This window comes from Lunatibacter salilacus (assembly GCF_009797935.1).
GTDB classification, from domain to species: Bacteria; Bacteroidota; Bacteroidia; order Cytophagales; family Cyclobacteriaceae; genus Lunatibacter; species Lunatibacter salilacus.
On record NZ_VOLC01000006.1, the window covers coordinates 49,910 to 68,100 of the forward strand.

The 18,191-nt window shown below is 43.2% G+C and carries 9 protein-coding genes; 3 read left to right on the plus strand and 6 right to left on the minus strand.

Going from position 1 to position 18,191, the window contains the following annotated elements; translation table 11 throughout:
* Positions 1–400: 400 nt before the first annotated feature.
* The 3 genes from FQ608_RS09780 to FQ608_RS09790 all read right to left on the minus strand — a co-directional run bounded on the left by FQ608_RS09780 (position 401) and on the right by FQ608_RS09790 (position 5,995).
* Entirely contained in the window at positions 401–2,548 is a 2,148-nt protein-coding gene (locus tag FQ608_RS09780) for an outer membrane protein assembly factor BamB family protein (protein ID WP_158857929.1), read from the minus strand.
* A 667-nt stretch (positions 2,549–3,215) separates the two neighbouring features.
* Positions 3,216–3,611 (minus strand): hypothetical protein, encoded by a 396-nt coding sequence (locus tag FQ608_RS09785; protein WP_158857931.1) that lies wholly within the window; start codon positions 3,609–3,611, stop codon positions 3,216–3,218.
* Positions 3,612–3,922: 311 nt separating this feature from the next.
* The gene (locus FQ608_RS09790; RefSeq protein WP_158857932.1) at positions 3,923–5,995 is read right to left on the minus strand and encodes an alpha-L-fucosidase; all 2,073 of its coding nucleotides are present in this window, start codon (positions 5,993–5,995) and stop codon (positions 3,923–3,925) included.
* A 125-nt stretch (positions 5,996–6,120) separates the two neighbouring features.
* Here FQ608_RS09790 and FQ608_RS09795 point away from each other — a divergent pair, with 125 nt between their 5' ends.
* Together FQ608_RS09795 and FQ608_RS09800 are read left to right on the plus strand one after the other, a co-directional pair.
* Complete coding sequence (locus tag FQ608_RS09795) at positions 6,121–7,722, plus strand: sulfatase family protein (protein WP_158857933.1); 1,602 nt, start codon at positions 6,121–6,123, stop codon at positions 7,720–7,722.
* A 426-nt stretch (positions 7,723–8,148) separates the two neighbouring features.
* Positions 8,149–11,964: a PVC-type heme-binding CxxCH protein gene (locus tag FQ608_RS09800; RefSeq protein WP_158857934.1), complete on the plus strand. Its 3,816-nt coding sequence runs from the start codon at positions 8,149–8,151 to the stop codon at positions 11,962–11,964.
* A 231-nt stretch (positions 11,965–12,195) separates the two neighbouring features.
* Here FQ608_RS09800 and FQ608_RS09805 read toward each other — a convergent pair whose 3' ends face one another.
* Both FQ608_RS09805 and FQ608_RS09810 read right to left on the minus strand, forming a co-directional pair.
* Positions 12,196–12,552, minus strand: a complete 357-nt coding sequence (locus FQ608_RS09805; RefSeq protein ID WP_158857935.1) for a hypothetical protein — start codon at positions 12,550–12,552, stop codon at positions 12,196–12,198.
* Positions 12,553–13,052: 500 nt separating this feature from the next.
* Entirely contained in the window at positions 13,053–13,787 is a 735-nt protein-coding gene (locus tag FQ608_RS09810) for a glucosamine-6-phosphate deaminase (protein ID WP_158857936.1), read from the minus strand.
* Positions 13,788–14,102: 315 nt separating this feature from the next.
* Between FQ608_RS09810 and FQ608_RS09815 the strand changes: the two genes are divergently transcribed.
* On the plus strand, positions 14,103–15,281 hold the full coding sequence (locus FQ608_RS09815; RefSeq protein WP_158857937.1) for an acyltransferase family protein: 1,179 nt from the start codon (positions 14,103–14,105) through the stop codon (positions 15,279–15,281).
* Positions 15,282–15,581: 300 nt separating this feature from the next.
* Here FQ608_RS09815 and FQ608_RS09820 read toward each other — a convergent pair whose 3' ends face one another.
* Entirely contained in the window at positions 15,582–18,074 is a 2,493-nt protein-coding gene (locus FQ608_RS09820) for a heavy metal translocating P-type ATPase (protein WP_158857939.1), read from the minus strand.
* Between the last annotated feature and the right edge of the window lie 117 nt (positions 18,075–18,191).

An 18,191-nucleotide genomic window follows, 5' to 3' on the forward strand; every position in this document is an offset into this window, starting at 1 on the left:
ATTTGGCACTCCCTCAATCTTCGAAATCGATGTACTATTATTTATGCATCCATTTTGTCAAGAGAAAACCCGCAGCCATCGATCATTTCCTCAATTCAAGTTCCAGCTAAAAGGACCACGGAGGACACAAAGAAGGAACAAAGAGCACTGAGTTTTTTTTAGAAAATTCTCCGTATTCATTGGTTCTCTTTTTTCACGCAATGGGCGCTACGACTTCGCAGCGGACGCAACGGATATCGGAATAGCCTATTTGAACTACTGTACACCATATGATTAAAAAATGACAAAATTCCTAGCAAGACATAAGTAACTCAAAACGAAAAAAAGTCGCTGCGGTCGCTGCGTATAAACCGTTGCGATCACTGCGTGAAACCTTCGGACCATAATCTTTAATTGTGTGTTATTCGGGGAGTGCAAAGGCCACATACATATCTCCCTTCGGCGTATTAAACCTTCCTCCCCCACAGGCCAATACAATATATTGCCGTCCATTAACCTCATAGGAACTGGGTGTGGCAAATGCCGCTGCGGGCAAAACCGTTTCCCATACAATTTTTCCCGTTCGCTTCTCATACGCCCTGAACTTGCCATCTTGCGTGGCAGCTATAAACAGCAAACCACCTTCGGTCACCAAAGGTCCGCCAAAGCTTTCCGTTCCCGTCACAGGCAGCCCCTTAGCCATTAATTCGGGATATTCCCCGAAGGGAATCTTCCAGAGATATTCACCCGTATTCATATCTATCGCATTCAAGGTACCCCAAGGGGGGCTAACGGCAGGATAGCCATTACTGTCTAGAAATTTCATATAGCGATTGACCACATAAGCAGGCAGATCCGTGGAACCAGCTTCTGCCACAAGCCCCGGTTCATTGCCACTATCAGCCATCTCTGAATCTCCTTTTTCCAAAAAAGCCAGTAAAGCTTCCTTTTCGGATGGGGATATGGAAGGGAAGGCAGGCATCATGCCTTTTCCGGAGGAAATCAGTTGGGTGACTTCATCAGGTGTTTTACGATTGAAAATATTTACAAGAGAGGGGTATTCACTTTCAGGATGCCCTTTGAGGTCGGCACCGTGACAGGGGGAACAGTTTAATGTATAGGTGCGCTTTCCCACACTCATCGCATTTAATTGCTCTTCTGAAGCGCTTGGCCCGATACCCATATACCGGGCCATTTCGTTGCTGTTGATATACAATATCCCCTCGGGATCCACGGCTGCTCCACCCCAAATCGCCCCTCCACTGAGCCCTGGAAAGACAGGCATTCCCCTTTCATTTAATGGGGTAAAAGGTCCAGAATATCTACTCTCTCTCAATATCTCAAGCAATTCTTCCCGGTTTTCCGCATAGGGACTTATCATGGAATCGGTGATCGCCTGCCTGGAAAAAGGGGCTGGCTTGACAGGGAAAGGTTGTGTGGGCCATGCCTGTTCTCCCGGGATGGTTGATGGGGGAACCGTCCTTTCCTCAATGGGGAAAAGCGGTTCACCGGTTTCCCTATTAAATAGAAAAACATAACCATGTTTGGTGACCTGAGCCACCGCATCAATGGTTTTGCCTTCGTGGGTTACTGTCAGTAGATTAGGTGGTGCGGGCAGATCCATGTCCAGGATATCGTGATGAACCAACTGATAATGCCAGATTCGCTTTCCTGTTCGGGCATCCAGGGCGAGTAGGCAATTGGCAAAAAGATTTGTTCCCACTCTATCCCCACCATAGAAATCCGGCGCTGCGGAACCAGTTGGCACATATAAAATTCCCCTATCCCGGTCTATGGCCATCCCAGCCCAATTGTTTGCCCCACCGATGCCTTTGTTGAGATAGGTGTCTTTTGCCCATGTGTCATACCCAAATTCTCCAGGATGGGGAATGGTGTGAAAAACCCAGGCCAACTCCCCGGTTCGGATATTAAATGCCTGAATATGACCCAAAGCAGCTCTATGATCTTCAGCAACCCTTAATGGCATAAATATCAAATCATCATAAACTGTTCCCGGGGTATTGGAAAGCACCATTTTATCTATGGCTGTGGGCCCGAGACCAGTTTTTAAGCTTATCCGGCCTGCATCTCCAAAGGCGGAGATTGGTTCACCTGTTGATGCATCAACGGCATATAACCACTCACTCTGCGAGTACAGAATTCGTTTATCTGCTCCACTTTCCCAATAGACCACTCCCCGATTGACACTAAATGAATCCTTAGATCCAGCGGCATGTTTCCAGATTTCGGTGCCGGTTGCCGCATCGATGGCAAAGGGCTGAACGCCCGCAGTCATGCCATAAAGCACCCCATCCACGATAATGGGGTTGGTCTGCATATGTCCGCTGTCCCCGGTATGGTAGATCCATGCGATTTGAAGGTCGTTGACAGTCGATAGGTTAATTTGGTCCAAGGAGGTATAGTGGTTTCGGTCGGGTCCTCCCAGGTATTCACGCCACTCTTTATTTTCCTTGGCGGACTGAGAACAGGCAGTTAGAAAAAAAATAAATAATAAAAAGGGTAGGCAAAAAGCCAAGATAGAGCTAGGTTGGGTGGTATATTGATGCATAAATTGACCGAAATAAAGATGGCATTCCCTAGTTCAAAGGAATGAATTCCAATATCCTAACTTTTCGGAATAATTCAAGACAGGAAATGGTGATTGGTATCAAAATTCCTTAAATGTACCTGCCATCCAAAAAATCCAGCTAAATGATATACGACAACTTTCGGTTATAATCTGTGGATTAAACTTAACACAAAAGACCTGTTTAAGAACCTTTTAACTAAATGATATAGCTGTGTTTATTAATAATACAACAACCTAGAGAAAAAATCTACTTCTTAATAATTCAACCCAAAAGCCCAAAGGGGTATAACATTGAGGTAGCCGAATCCTATATCGTCCTTTACCACATAGGATTAACCATCTTTCTCAATCTGTTTGTGGGGCTTGTTTTTCCCACCTACTTCAAATGTAATCTTATCAATAACGAAATCGGCAGTTTTTGAAGATATCACCTCATTATTAACCCGCATTTGATTGAAGAAAAACGCACAACAAATTGAACAATTCACATGAAAAATGCACATCTTATAGTGCAAATTACTTTGGGGTTTTCTTTTCATTTGAATTTTCCCCGAAATTTTGTTGCAGGTTCGTGGTTGAATTGCGATTCAAAAAAAACGTTTCGTTAAAAATGAAACAAATAGATATGTTTGTATTTTCCTCCTTCTCAGTCTATTTCAAATATCCTTACTACCTCGAGTTTTTCGGCCATTCGAACATGGATAGTCATCTCAAGATCCTGACCCTGAGAATCAAAAACAACCTGCATCGCACTTTGCGCGGGATACGAAAACATACAGGAATTGCAACCTATTGTTGCGTTCGTTATGCAACTTACACTGTTTAACCAATTCTCAAACTTTTCCAATTCCCCGCCTTCGTTTTTTTTTAACCCTTGCAGATAAGAATTCATAAACGGTATTGTAGCTTCAAAATTTTTATTCGCCACATTACGGCAAATTTCTCTATCGATAGTAGGGGAAACATCGTCCTGATTACAGGCAAAGAGAGTCATGAAAATGCAAAAAACAAAAAATACGGTATGCTTAAATTTCATCTTCATTTATTAAGGTTTAATCATAAAGCCAATGCCTAATTATACGTCCGCAACCACACCATGTTCCCGGGATATTTAGGAGTGTTTGATAAAGGGGAAAAAACTTAAAATTTATATAATTGTAATAACTTCCCTTTCATAAACCTACCCCCTTCTCAACCGCATCTTATAAAACGTAATAAACTCCTCTTCCAAGTTTACATAGTCATCGTGCCGAAGCCCCCAAAAGGGCTTGTCCAAATTTTCAGCCAAAGAAAAAGGCTTCCGTCTCCGAACGCCTTTCTCACAACCTGGTTCGTTAAATTAAAGATCTCGACCTATCTTTCCGTAATCACCCCCAATTCCGCAAAGCTTGCCGGATTGCCATCCAGTGTTTTTATGGCTTTTAGCCGGATAAATCTCGCTTCGATTGGATCAAAGGTTACCCGTTGCAGGATGGGGCTGTTGGCTATATTGCCAAATTCTCCTTCGGCAGCCTTTTTCCAAGTTCTACCATCCAAACTCACATGACATTCGTAAAGGCTTACAACGCCGGACATATACCGATTTTGCATGGGCATATAGGTAAATCCTGCCAATGAATAGGCAGCTCCCAAGTCAATTACTGCCTCCATGTTGTCTGAAATGTAGTTGGTACCCATATCCTCATCAATTAGGTTGTCGGGATTCCGTCCACTGCTAAGTACCTTCCAGTTTTTCTTGGGTATATCCAACGCTGCGGTGGTAACTTCACTTTGAAGTCCGGTGGCGGGATCCATAGCTATGGCTTGCAGTTCAGCGCCTGTTTCCACCAAAAATGGTGCGGTGTATTTCTCGGATACAGAACTTGGCGTACTTCCATCCAGTGAATAGAAAATATCTACTCCCTCTTCCGGCACTGAAAGGGTTACATTTCCATCCCTACTTCGAGTTACTTCCGGTGCCAAAACCAACTTGGTAGCATTATAAACCGCTAAATTGGCGATCGTAGGGATACCCCTGGCATCCACTACAGTAAAGCGGATCGATTTGGCCTTAGTATCCGGTAGACGCAATATCCGCTTATACCCAATGGTAGTTTCTTCGGCGATAGTTTCCCATCCGGCCTCATTCTCAGCTTCCAACTTAAATTCCTTTACCCGCTGCCCAAGGGCAATATGTTCCTGAACCAAGAAGCGGTTGAAAATTATCGGCTCTTTAAATTCTATGGTGATGGAACCACTTAGCTCTCCATCGGGAGTGGTCCAGTATGTGTCCAGTTTCTCATCCAAAACATTTTTAGCCTCAAATCCCCTTCCCCTGTCCTTATCCGAGGTGATGGAAGTTTGCTTAGTTACCAAATTCTCAGCAAAATCTTCAGCGATCTTGGCCGTAAGTATATTAAGCTGGGCAATGTCATTTTCGTGAATCAAACCCCGTCTGTCAACCGGAAAGTTTAATAGCAGGGAAGCATTTCGTCCGATACTTTTGTAATAAATATCCAACAGCTCGGGAAGAGACCTCACTTTATGGTCTTCATATTCGTGGTAATACCACCCCGGACGGATGGATACATCCGCTTCAGCGGGAACCCAATGGGTGCCATTTTCCTGACCGGCGGAATATTTTTCACTGTATTCAGGCATGCCCCCATAGACGGAATCCCGCATAAGGTTTGACCAAGTTGTTTCGTAGGCAAATCCATGTTCATTCCCAACCCAACGCACATCCGGTCCGGCATCTCCAAAAATGACTGCCTGTGGCTGTAGTTCCCGGACTAGGGCATAAGTGGTGGGCCAGTCGTAGTAACTCTTCTTATCTACTTTTCGGTCTTCGTTCGCACCGCCGTAATAGCCAGTGCCACCATTGGCCCCGTCAAACCAGACCTCAAAAATATCCCCATACTGGGTGAGCAGCTCACGAAGCTGTGTGCGAAATATTTCCACATATTCTGGACTGCCGTATGCGGCATGGTTTCTATCCCAAGGGGAAAGATACACTCCGAATTTCAGTCCATGCGCTTTGCAGGCATCCGCAATTTCTTGGATGATATCCCCTTCCCCGTTCTTATAAGGAGAGTTTTTTACAGAATGCTCTGTAGTAGATGTAGGCCAAAGGCAAAATCCGTCGTGGTGCTTGGCAGTGATAATAATTCCCTTCATACCGGCATCCTTGCATACCTGAGCCCATTGATTGGCATCAAATTCCGTGGGGTTAAACAATTCCGGATCCTCCGCGCCTGTGCCCCACTCCATATTGGTAAAGGTATTCATATTGAAGTGGACAAAGCCATAAAATTCCAGATCCTGCCAAGCCAGTTGATGTTCATTTGGCACGGGAAGGACAGGGGTTGGAGGTGGTGTGGTGGAAGAGTTGCAGGAAATTAATACTGCCATAAGCAGCATTATCAGCATGGAAATTCGGTAGTTCATGAAGGCATTTATTTTATTTAAACCGAAAATTAAGGTACTTCTTCCGAAATTGGAAGAAATTGTTTTTGATTACCTTAAAAGATTAAATAATTTACACGTTGAACTCCCCAAAAAAACACCTCTTCATGTACACCCATCATCAAATCACAAAAAAATTAACCCAGATAACACATTATTCCCAAACGTCTATATTCCTAATATGTATTTTTAGCCTCTTTCTTGGAGCTTGTGAAAGCAATCTAGAGGCGACTAAGGAAGCAAAGAAAACCAATATCATTTTCATTTTTACCGATGACCATGCGTTTCAAGCTCTGAGTGCTTACAAGCATGAGCTGGCATCCTATGCGCCAACCCCCAATTTGGATCGGATTGCTTTACAAGGAATGCGGTTTGACAAATGTTATGTCACCAATTCAATCTGTGCCCCTTCCCGTGCCACTGTACTTACCGGAGTCCACAGCCATGTCAACGGTCACAGAACCAACAATGACACCTTTAACGGCAGCCAAGTAACTTTCCCGAAACTGCTTCAGGAAAACGGATATACCACTGCCCTCATTGGCAAATGGCACCTTAAATCGGAACCAACTGGGTTCGATCATTGGGAGATCCTTCCCGGACAGGGACATTACTATAATCCCACCTTTATCATTCCCGGAGACACTTTGATTGAACCCGGATATGTCACTGATATCATTACAGACAAATCATTAGACTGGATAAAGGCACAGAGAGAGTCAGACAAACCCTTTATGCTGATGCTTCAGCACAAGGCTCCGCACCGGGAATGGGAAAAGGGACCCGACCACCTAACGCTGTATGAGGATGTAGTTTTCCCGGAACCTGCAAATCTCTTTGACGATTACAGCACAAGAGGCACGGCGGCAAGAGAGCAGGACATGACCATCGAAAAAACCATGCAATTGGCTTCCGATCTCAAAATTTGGACGGAAGAAAGCAAAAAATCGGGTAGTTATAATCGCACCTATGGCCGTATGAATGAAGCCCAAAAGGCCGCATGGGATGCGGTTTATGACCCCATAATCGCCGATTTTCAGAAACAAAACCTTTCGGGCGATGAATTGACAAGCTGGAAGTTCCAACGCTATCTGCGAGACTACCTAGCCGTCATCCGCTCCGTGGATGACAATGTAGGCAGGGTCTTGGACTATTTGGAAGATAGCGGGCTGGACGAAAATACATTAATAGTGTATACTTCCGATCAGGGTTTTTATTTGGGAGAGCATGGCTGGTTTGACAAAAGGTTTATGTATGAGGAATCCTACCGAACCCCTTTGCTAATGCAGTGGAAAGGTAATATTTCTCCCGGCAGCGTCAACGACGACTTGGTTTCCAATCTGGATTTTGCCCAAACCTTTTTGGAAATTGCTGATATTCCTGCCCCTATCGTGATGCAAGGCCGTAGTCTTCTTCCGTTAATGACCGGACAAACGCCGGAGGATTGGAGGCAATATTTATATTATCATTACTACGAGTTTCCAGCCGTACATAGCGTCCAAAAGCACGAGGGCATTACCAATGGACGATACAAGCTAATCCACTTCTATGAGCTGGATGAATGGGAGTTTTACGATCTCGCAACCGATCCAATGGAAATGAACAATACGTATTCAGATCCAGCAAATGTAGAACTTATCACTTCATTAAAAGACCGGTTTAGAAGGCTTAAAACCCAATATGGGGTAATTCATCCGGGGAATATGTAGGATATTTGATGTTGAAATCGTTGAAATGATATTGGTGGATATAGGATATTCATGGATATTGAAGAGATGTCGGGGATTGATATTGGTTGATATTGGATATTGATTCTGAATATTGGTTAAATATGGTAGTAATAAGGTTGAAATTGGAGCGAAGCGGAAACCCTGAGGAGCGTAGCGGTTCAGGGTATGGTTGAAATATATCCTACAGACGAAATAAGGGGAGTTGATATTATTTCTATATTTGATATTGATGGATACTAGGGAAGATTGAAATATAGTCTTAGGGCTGAAATATTGGATTTCGACAGACTATACGTTTTTGACCAACAAACCCATAAACCTATAGACCCATCGACCTTTAGACTAGCTATTACCTTTTCATAACTTACCAAGTTAGTACTGATTTAAACCCATAGTTACCGAATCATGAAAAATTTGATTTTCATCCCAATATCCATCCTCATTTTTTTATCCTGTACACCCGGAAGTAAGAACGCAGAGGAACAACTTTCCGAACCAACAATCCTTCGGTTGGAACAGGATGCGGAGACGGGGGCCATCTATGTTTTTAAGGACGGCGAATCCACTCCCATACTTACCCAGGAAGCAAAAGCGGATTTTAGGCCATACCTTCACCCTATTATCTCACCTGACGGAAAAAGCGAATTGACAGAATTTAGTCCTGGGCACCACAAACATCAAACAGGCCTTTATTGGGGGCTTACCAGTGTAAACGGAAGGGATTATTTTCACAACCCCCAAGGTGATTACTGGAAGCGGATCGCAGCGAATATGATTGAAAAAAGCGGGGAATTGGTTTCATGGCAGACTGTCTACCATCTATTGGATTCAATAGGAAATCCGGTGATGCAGGAAACACTGACTTGGAGCCTTACAGAAGCGGAAGGAAAATACCAACTCAGTATGGAATGGAAGGGGGAAGGAATTGAGGATGTAACTATTGGTAAATATGATTATGGGGGATTGTTCCTTCGTATGCCTTGGAAAGAGGGAATGGAGGGAGAAGTGGTAAATGCCGCCCGGCAGAAAAACGACAAAGCGGAAGGCCAAAAAGCAATGTGGGTTAATGTTGGGATGAAGCTTGATGGCAGAGAAGACTACGCACAGGTGGCGATCTTTGACCATCCCGAAAACAAAGGATATCCCCAAAAATGGCGGGTAGATGGCCAACTGGGCGTTGGACCAGCTTACACCAAAGACAATGACTGGACGATCAACAAAGGAGAAAGTCTTACGATAAAACATCAGTTATTGGTTTACTCCGGAGATTTGAGTGATCTGGAAATCAACGATTATTGGGCCAGTTTTTCAGGAAAGTCAGGGATGTATAACACCACGGAACTTTGGGGTATTGCCCAAGCGGAGGGCCGAAGTGCCAAGTTTTTGACACCGGAGGAAGCGGTAAACGAAATGACCATTAAAGAGGGGTACAAGGTAAACGTATTCGCTTCCGAACCCATGATGACGCAACCCATGGCATTTTGTTGGGACGACAAAGGGAGGCTTTGGATTGCTGAAAACAGGGATTATGAATCCCGTGGTCATGGATTCTCCAATGCCGGTGACAGCCGGATTCTTATTTTGGAAGATACCAATGGAGACGGAGTTGCTGATACGAAAAAGGTTTTTCTGGAAGGTATTGCTTTTCCTGCAGCCATTGCAGTGGGTTTTGATGGCTTATATCTGGGTGCTCCTCCACATCTTTTATTTGTTCCCGACAAAGACGGAGACGACAAAGCTGACTTGGACGATGTGGAGATTTTGCTAACTGGATGGGGAATCAGGGACAGGCATGAAACGCTGAACAGTCTACACTGGGGTCCCGATGGTTGGCTGTATGGATTACAGGGATTTGCCACTCCTTCCAAAATCCGAAAACCCAGCGGAGATGCCAAGTTGTTTTATCACAAAGACCCATTTCCAGAAGATCTATTGGAGGCTGATGGCGTGGATATAAACGGTGGAGTTTGGCGCTATCACCCTACCAAAGACAGGTTTGAAGTAGTTGCGCATGGTTTTAGCAATCCTTGGGGCATTGATTATGATGCCAAAGGAAATCTGTTTATCACTGCCTGCGTGATACCCCACTTGTGGCATGTGGTCCCAGGTGGTATTTATCACCGACAGGGAGGACAGCATTTTAATCCCTACGTTTATGAAGACATCAAAACGATTGCCGATCACCGGCACCGTTCTGCTCATGGGGGTGCTCGGATCTATCAGTCTGACGCCTTTCCCGCTGAAGAACATGGACGGATCTTCATGGCCAATATTCACGAGCATGCTGTTTTATCCGACATTTTGGTTCCGGACGGTTCCGGGTTTATCGGCAAAGACGGAGATGAGTTCCTAATGGCCAACAATGCCCAATGGGTTGGCTTTAGCATGGAGATAGGGCCAGACGGAGGAATGTATGTGCTAGACTGGCACGATGCGGATATTTGCGGTCAGGAAGTGCTCCTTGGAGAAACGGGTCGGGTATTTCGTATCATGCCAGAAAAATCACTCGCAAAAAATTGGGAGGGAAGGTATGAGGATCTAAACAAGCTGTCAGACCAGGAATTGGTGGCCCTTCAAACGAGTAGCAGTGACTGGCACAGCCGAAGAGCCAGAGGCATTCTTCAAAAAAGAGCCACACAGGGAATCCTCAAAGAGGACACGCAAACCCTTTTGAAAAAGATGTTTGCTGACAACAAGAATCCGGATCATCGCCTAAGGGCAATGTGGGGCGTGCATTTGACTGGGGGATTTACGGAAAAAGAGCTTATGCAGCATCTGACTGACAGGGATCCGCATGTAAGGGCTTGGGGGATTCAATTGCTTTGCGAGGATTATAACGCTCCGAGGGAAGCACTAGCCAAATTTACCGCCATGGCCAAATCCGATCCTTCTCCTGTGGTCCGCTTAAATTTGGCCAACAGCCTGCAACGAATTGAAGTTAATGACCAATGGCCTATCGCGGAGGCACTTCTCAAACATAAAGAAGATGAATCAGACCATAACCTCCCAAAAATGATTTGGTACGGCGTTGAACACCTTATTGAAGAGAATCCGGAGAAATTTGTCACTTTGGCCAGCCAATCCCAATTACCGATGGTCAGTCGGTTTATGGCGAGAAGGACGGTGGACGGAGATTACATGGACAAGCTAGTAGCTACGCTGGCAAAAAATCCACCCAATCGGATTCATCTACTTGAAGGGATGCTGTCCGGCATGGAAGGAAGGACGGATTTGGAAATTCCAGCTTCTTGGCCTGAGTTGGCGAAAAAACTTGATAGCGATAAAATAACCCAACAGCTAAGTCAATCCATTTCGGAGCTGTTTGGGGATGTGGAAGCGACCAAGCGCTCATTTGCCACCTTGTCAAATAAACAGGCTCCTATAGCACAGCGCATAAGTGCACTTCGTACTCTCACAGCCCAACAACGCCCTGAATTGGTTGCCCGGTTACCCGAATTGATAAAGGAAAAAGAAATGCGGTCAGAAGCGATTTTAGCTATCGCTGCTTTCGATCAGGAATCCTTGGGTCGGCTCCTGATTAACGAGTTTTCAATTTATTCCACGGAGGAAAAAAATGCGGCCTTGCAAACCCTTTCCTCCCGCTCCCGATACGGAAACCTTCTTGCCCAAGAAATCAAAGCAGGGAAAATTCCCAAAAGAGAGATCCCAGCCAATATTGCCCGACAGTTGCTTCGGGTTGTGGGTAGTGGGTTTATAGAAATCTGGGGGCCCATCGAGCAGGTAGCCCATGACAAAACCGCCTATGACAAATACCAATCGATCTTGACGAAAGACGCATTAACTTCAGCTAATATCCAACAAGGCAAAAGCCTGTTTCAGCAAACCTGTGGAAGCTGCCATAAGATGTTTGGCGAAGGTGCGGACCTCGGGCCGGATCTGACAGGATCCAATCGGACAGATGTGGACTATATCCTGCTGAATGTACTTGAACCCAGTGCGGAGATTCAAGATGCTTACAAAATGGTCGTAATCACCACACGTGATGGACGAACTTATACCGGGAATGTAGTTGGAGAAAACCAACGGCAGATTACCCTTAGAGTCGTAGGACAGGATCCTGTTATCATAAATAAATCCACCATTCAGTCCAGAGAAGTAACTCCGGTGTCAATGATGCCTCCGGGGTTGTTTGAGCAGCTTTCAGACAAGGAAGTGGTTGATTTGGTGGGGTATTTGCAAAGCCCCAAGGCTGTAAAATAATTTAGGTCATGGCAAAACGTTCCCATAACATCCACGATATCTTCGTGAGGGAGTCTTTTTCCGATCCGGATCGAGCTGTCGCTTTTTGGAAATGATCGTTGTAAATGCTTTGAACTTATCCGATATTTCCGAAGCACTCATGTTATAAGTCGCTCTTAGTTAAGGCTTATTGATTCTAAGTGCCGTCAGGCACGGCCGATACAATAGCCCCCGGTTTCAACCCTATTCTGTTCACACATCTTTCATTAAATTCCAGGCTTCCCACAAATGGTCAAATTTGGCAAGACCTCTATACATTGTTATTGGCCCTGGGGTGGATTGACTTCGGTAACCTTTCCATCCTCCTATTCTGGCAATGACCCAAGCGGCCCATGAGAGGGTGTTTTCGGGAAATGGATTTTTTTGTTTTTCTGTTTTCCCTTCATATCGACTTACAAGGGCCGCTAACAGCAGTTTTTGTAGGGGCGCAAAAGTGGCCTCAGCACTAATTGTTCCGGGATTATCTCTGGCTTGAGTAAGTTGGAGTATTTTCATGGAGACCTGTAATGCCAGGACTCCCAAATTCATTAAACCAGCCCCTGTTTCCATCTGACTAGATTCCAAATTTAGGCCCTTGCGCTTGCTAACCCTGAACGCATTATGTAAAGCTTTACATAAATTGTTTCGGAACCAGAAGACACTTTTGGGATGTGGTCAGGCTCAGGTGAGAAAAGAAACACCCTGCAGTAAAGTGCCACAATTTATTACAGCGGTATACGCTCTGTTACTGCTCTCAGCGTCAAAAGCTGAAATCAAAGGCCTGCCACGGCCGAAATGGTACACAAATAAGAAAACCCAAAGAAGTACAACCCAAGACCTGATCAATCAATTTAGGGCAATAAACTGGACGGATTCAGTCAAAATCAATTTCTCCGACTTCGTTACAATGGAGAATAAACAACGAAGTACTAAAAATAACCCAATTCATGTGCTATCTAATCTGTTTTACGCACGCAATTTAGCCAAACTTATGAGAGTTGTTCACCGATGTTTCATCGGTCAACAACTCTTTTAAACCAGTCTCCCCTCAATTCTTCAATTCGGATAAATCAATCCAACAAAGACGCAGACGCCTCATCCAAATAAAGTGTACAGTCCCCATGTTCTTGTAGGATACTGGCTGGAAAAAGGTTGCTGACGGGATTTTTCACACAGTCTTTCACCGCTTTCGCCTTCCGCTCATCGGGTACTGAACAAATAATTGATTTTGACTTCATGATTTGCCGAATAGACATACTGATTGCCTGACTAGGCACTGCATCCAAATTGGGAAACCATCCCTCGTTGAATTGCTGAGCTCTACATGCTTGGTCCAAATCAACTATAAGGTAAGGTACTTCGGTATCGAAATCCGCTGGGGGATCATTGAATGCCAGATGACCGTTTTCACCAATACCAACCATTGCCACATCAATGGGATGGTCCTGAATCAGTCCTCCCAATCTTTTTATCTCTTCCGTAGGATCGACCTCGCCATCTATGAGATAGTATTGTTTTAATTTCCCTACTTTATCCAAAAAACGTTCCTTCAGGTATTTTCTAAAACTTGCCTGATGGGTGACTGGAAGACCGATGTATTCATCCAGGTGAAACATGGTGACTTTTTCCCAAGCAATTCCTTTTTCTGCAAGTAATTGGTTGATGGTCTCAAATTGGCTCGTCCCGGTAGCAAGAATGATATTGGCCCTACCTTTGGTAGTAATGGCATTTCTTATCAATTCGCCTGCTGCTTTGCCTGCCTTTTCCCCGAGACTTTTGGGATCCGCATTTATACTAATTTCCATGAAATAATTGAGAATAAAATAAAACCAAAATAATTAAGATCTCAAAATTAACAAAATTAAATGGACTAAGAGCCTAGTCCCGTAAAATCCATCCAATTCTTCCGTTTTGGCAAAATTACATTCCCTTTTTTTTTCGGTTTAAGGTTTTCAAGGAATATATAACCCCACATCCAGTGCGTTTGCCATTAATTTTTGCTCATCTGCAAAAAAATGCTTTTAATTCCCAAAGAATTAAAATAGATTGACTGAAAAATACAGTAACTGCTTTCGTAATGTTACTTAAATTTGATTTTAATTTGAACAATCAACTCATCAATGACCCAACCAAATAACCTAAAAGAATCTTCTTTGGATGTAATTTCCGAGGATTTTTCTTCCGCCACCTATCAGCCTCCAAAAAGTTCCAAACGACTATTATCTTTGGATGCTTTGCGTGGATTTGATATGCTTTTAATTGCGGGAGGCGGCACCTTCCTGGTTCTTTTAAAAGACAAAACCGGAATTGGAGCTGTTGATTGGTTTGCCGATCAACTTACACATCCTACATGGGATGGATTTACTTTTTACGATTTTATCTTTCCGCTTTTCCTGTTTATTGCCGGAGTGTCTCTCATATTTTCATTAAATAAAGGCCGTACCCTTGGACTAAGTAAAAACACGCTTTACCAAAAGACATTCACTCGGATGTTGGTGCTGATATGTCTTGGTATCGTTTTTAAGAACTCACCTATTCCGTTTTTTGAACCGTCTCAAATTAGATTGGGATCAGTTCTCGGGAGAATTGGGCTGGCTTCGTTCGTAGCAACTGTCCTGTACCTTAACTTCAACACCATCCAACGTTTGGGATGGGCCATGGGTATTTTGCTGACTTATTACGCAGCTTTATTCCTGATACCTGTTCCAGGGTATGGTGCAGGAGATCTAAGTTTTGAAGGCAACTTGGTGGGTTGGTTCGACAGAACCTTTCTGCCAGGAAGGTTGCTACAGGGGACCTATGACGAACTAGGCATATTGACCCAGTTTCCCGCTATGTGTCTCACCATCTTTGGAACGATAGCGGGTGAAATTCTGGCTAAAGGGTGGAATGATCAACAAAAAATAAAGGTACTTGCATTGGCCGGGGTAGCAGGAATCGGATTAGGCCTGCTGTGGGATCTTCATTTGCCTATCAATAAGCACTTATGGAGCAGTTCATTTATAATGCTAACAGCAGGAATGGCCTTTATCTTTGTGATGGTTTTCTACACGGTCATTGATGTATGGAAAATCCGAAAATGGGCATTTTTCTTCCAGGTTATCGGGCTTAATTCCCTGACCATATATTTCGCATATAGCTTTATCAATTTCAATTATACCTCAAGAAAGCTCTTCTTTGGACTTTACAGTCCACTACCGGAGGAATGGCACCGGGTATTTGAAGCTTTCGGTGCCTTTTTGCTCGTATGGTTGTTCCTATATATTCTATATAGGCTGAAAATATTCGTGAAGGTTTAGTCTAGACCAACGAGCATAATTAATGCGATGTGAATTGTCTTTTTACCTTTATTTAATGTTAAATCTCAAGGACGTCCAAAAACTCCGCCCGTATCCATCAAGTCCCGAGCCGTGGGTTCTATAAGCTTCATTGAAATTATGAATGAAACCTCATGGTAGAGTAAACACATTAAATAAAGAATAGCCCTTGCAGTCCACATGGCTGTGATAGGATTGCAATAGAATGGTAAGGAATCACTGCGTTAAAAAGAAAATTTTGTAATTGCTGTTTTGTTTAGCGCGATCCATAATTTATTGATTTTAAATTTTAATCGTTCTTAATCGTAAGGCATTACCAATTACCGACACCGAACTGAAACTCATTGCTAAGGCAGCTATCATTGGAGAGAGTAAAAGACCAAAAAAAGGAAATAAAAGACCCGCTGCAATAGGAATACCCAAGGTGTTATAAATCAGTGCAAAAAACAGATTTTGCTTGATGTTTATCATTACTGAGTGACTCAGTTTGTGTGCTTTTACAATGCCTTGCAAATCGCCTTTTATCAGTGTTATCATTGCACTTTCAATGGCAACGTCTGTACCTGTTCCCATGGCAATGCCTACATCACTTTTTGCCAAAGCAGGGGCATCATTTATACCGTCACCCGCCATTGCCACCACTTTGCCTTGTTGTTGAAGTTTTTCCACTTCATTCATTTTATCTTCGGGAAGCATACTGGCTTTAAAATCTGCTAAATTAAGTTCATCAGCAACTGCTTTTGCTGTTTCTTGATTATCGCCTGTAAGCATAATTACATCAATGCCATTTTTTTGAAGTTCGGCAATCGCTTTTGCACTTGTGGTTTTAATTTTATCGCCAATCACCACATAGCCAACTACTGTTTTATCAACAGATAGGTAAGAAACTGTTTTACCCTGCTCTTGGTATTTTCTAGCCTCTTCCTCCATTGTAGAAGTAATTTCAGCATTAGAAAATTCCATCATTTTCGGATTGCCCAAGGCTACTTTTTTACCTACAATTGTTGCCTCAACACCTTTGCCTGTAACAGCACTAAATTTTTCAGATTTTAGAATTTCTGTATTTTGTTCTTTGCCATATTTAACCGTTGCTTCTGCCAATGGATGCTCGCTATTGCTGTTTAAGGAGACGATAACTTGGAGCACTTCGCTTTCACTGAGACCATTATCAAAAGTACCTATTTTTTCTACTGTAGGTTTGCCTTCGGTTATGGTACCTGTTTTGTCAATGATCAATGTATTTACCTTGTTTAGTTTTTCGAGTGCTTCGGCATTTTTAATCAACACCCCATTTTGAGCCCCTTTCCCAACACCAACCATAACGGACATTGGCGTTGCCAAACCTAAAGCACAGGGACAAGCAATGATCAACACAGCAATGGCGTTCACAAACGCAAATACATAAGCAGGTTCTGGTCCCCAAATAGCCCAAACTGCAAAGGTGAGCAAAGAAATAAGGACGACAACCGGTACAAAATAACCTGAAACTTTATCTGCCAAATTCTGAATAGGAGCACGACTTCTACTGGCATTATTCACCATATGAATGATCTGGGACAGTAAAGTGTCGCTACCTACTTTTTCTGCTTTCATCAGAAATGATTGGTTGCCGTTGATCGTGCCGCTGCTTACTTTATCTCCCTTGGCTTTATTTACAGGTATAGGTTCGCCTGTTATCATGGATTCGTCGATGGTGGTTTCTCCTTCCGAAATTGAACCATCCACAGGAATTTTTTCACCAGGTTTTACTTTTAAGATATCCCCTAGTTCTATTTTGTCTATGCTTACTTCTACTTCTTCCCCATTAACCAATTTAATAGCTTTGTTAGGTGCCAATTTCAAAAGTTCTTTTACTGCCGAATTGGTTTTGCTGTGGGCCCGGGCTTCCAATAATTGCCCTAGGAGCACCAAAGTTAAAATAACAGTAGCAGCTTCAAAATAGACGTGAACTGCACCTGATTCGGTTTTAAACTGTGAAGGGAATATATCTGGAAAAAGCATTCCAAACATACTAAATAACCAAGCCACTCCTGCCCCAATTCCGATTAGGGTAAACATATTGAGATTCCACGTTTTTATGCTCTTATAGGCCCGCTCAAAAAACATCCAAGTGGCATAAAACACTACTGGAATGGACAATGCAAACTGAATCCAATTCCAATGTTTTTGTTCCAGTATTTCATATAGTGGATTATTGGAAATCATTTCACTCATTGCGATAAAGAATATTGGTAGCGTGAAAACTGATGCTATCCAAAATTTCCCTAGCAGATTTTTATATGTTTTTTCTTCCGCTGAGACGTCAGCTTGTAGTGGCACCAAATCCATTCCGCAAATAGGACAAGAACCGGCTTCATCTTTTACAATTTCCGGGTGCATTGGGCAAGTCCATTGTTCTGAAGAAGTACTGGATATATTTTGCTCTTCGATTAAATCCATTCCACAGACAGGACAATCTCCTGCTTTGTCATAAGTTTTATCGCCTTCGCAATGCATTGGGCAATAATATGTGCCTTTTCTTTTTGATTTCTCTTTTTTGGCTTCTGGATTATGTTGATGTTCTCCTGATTTATGGATACTATATATTCCACCATCCTTTTGGAAAGCCTCATGAAACGTTTCAAATGGAATGTGCTTTTCCATTTCTATGGAGGCTTCGGCTTTTTCTAAATCAACTTCTGCTTTGGTTACCCCTTTTACATTTGAAAGAATTTTCTCTACATGACTGGAACAGCCGTTGCACGTCATTCCATGTATATGATAGGTATGTTTCATGTTTTTTAGGTTATTCTTTCATAAATGATAAAAGCGAACTTTTTGGAATAGCCATTTTTCTTATCACAAAATAATTTCAACCCAATGCTGGATAAAAAAGGAAGCAAAAAACAATAA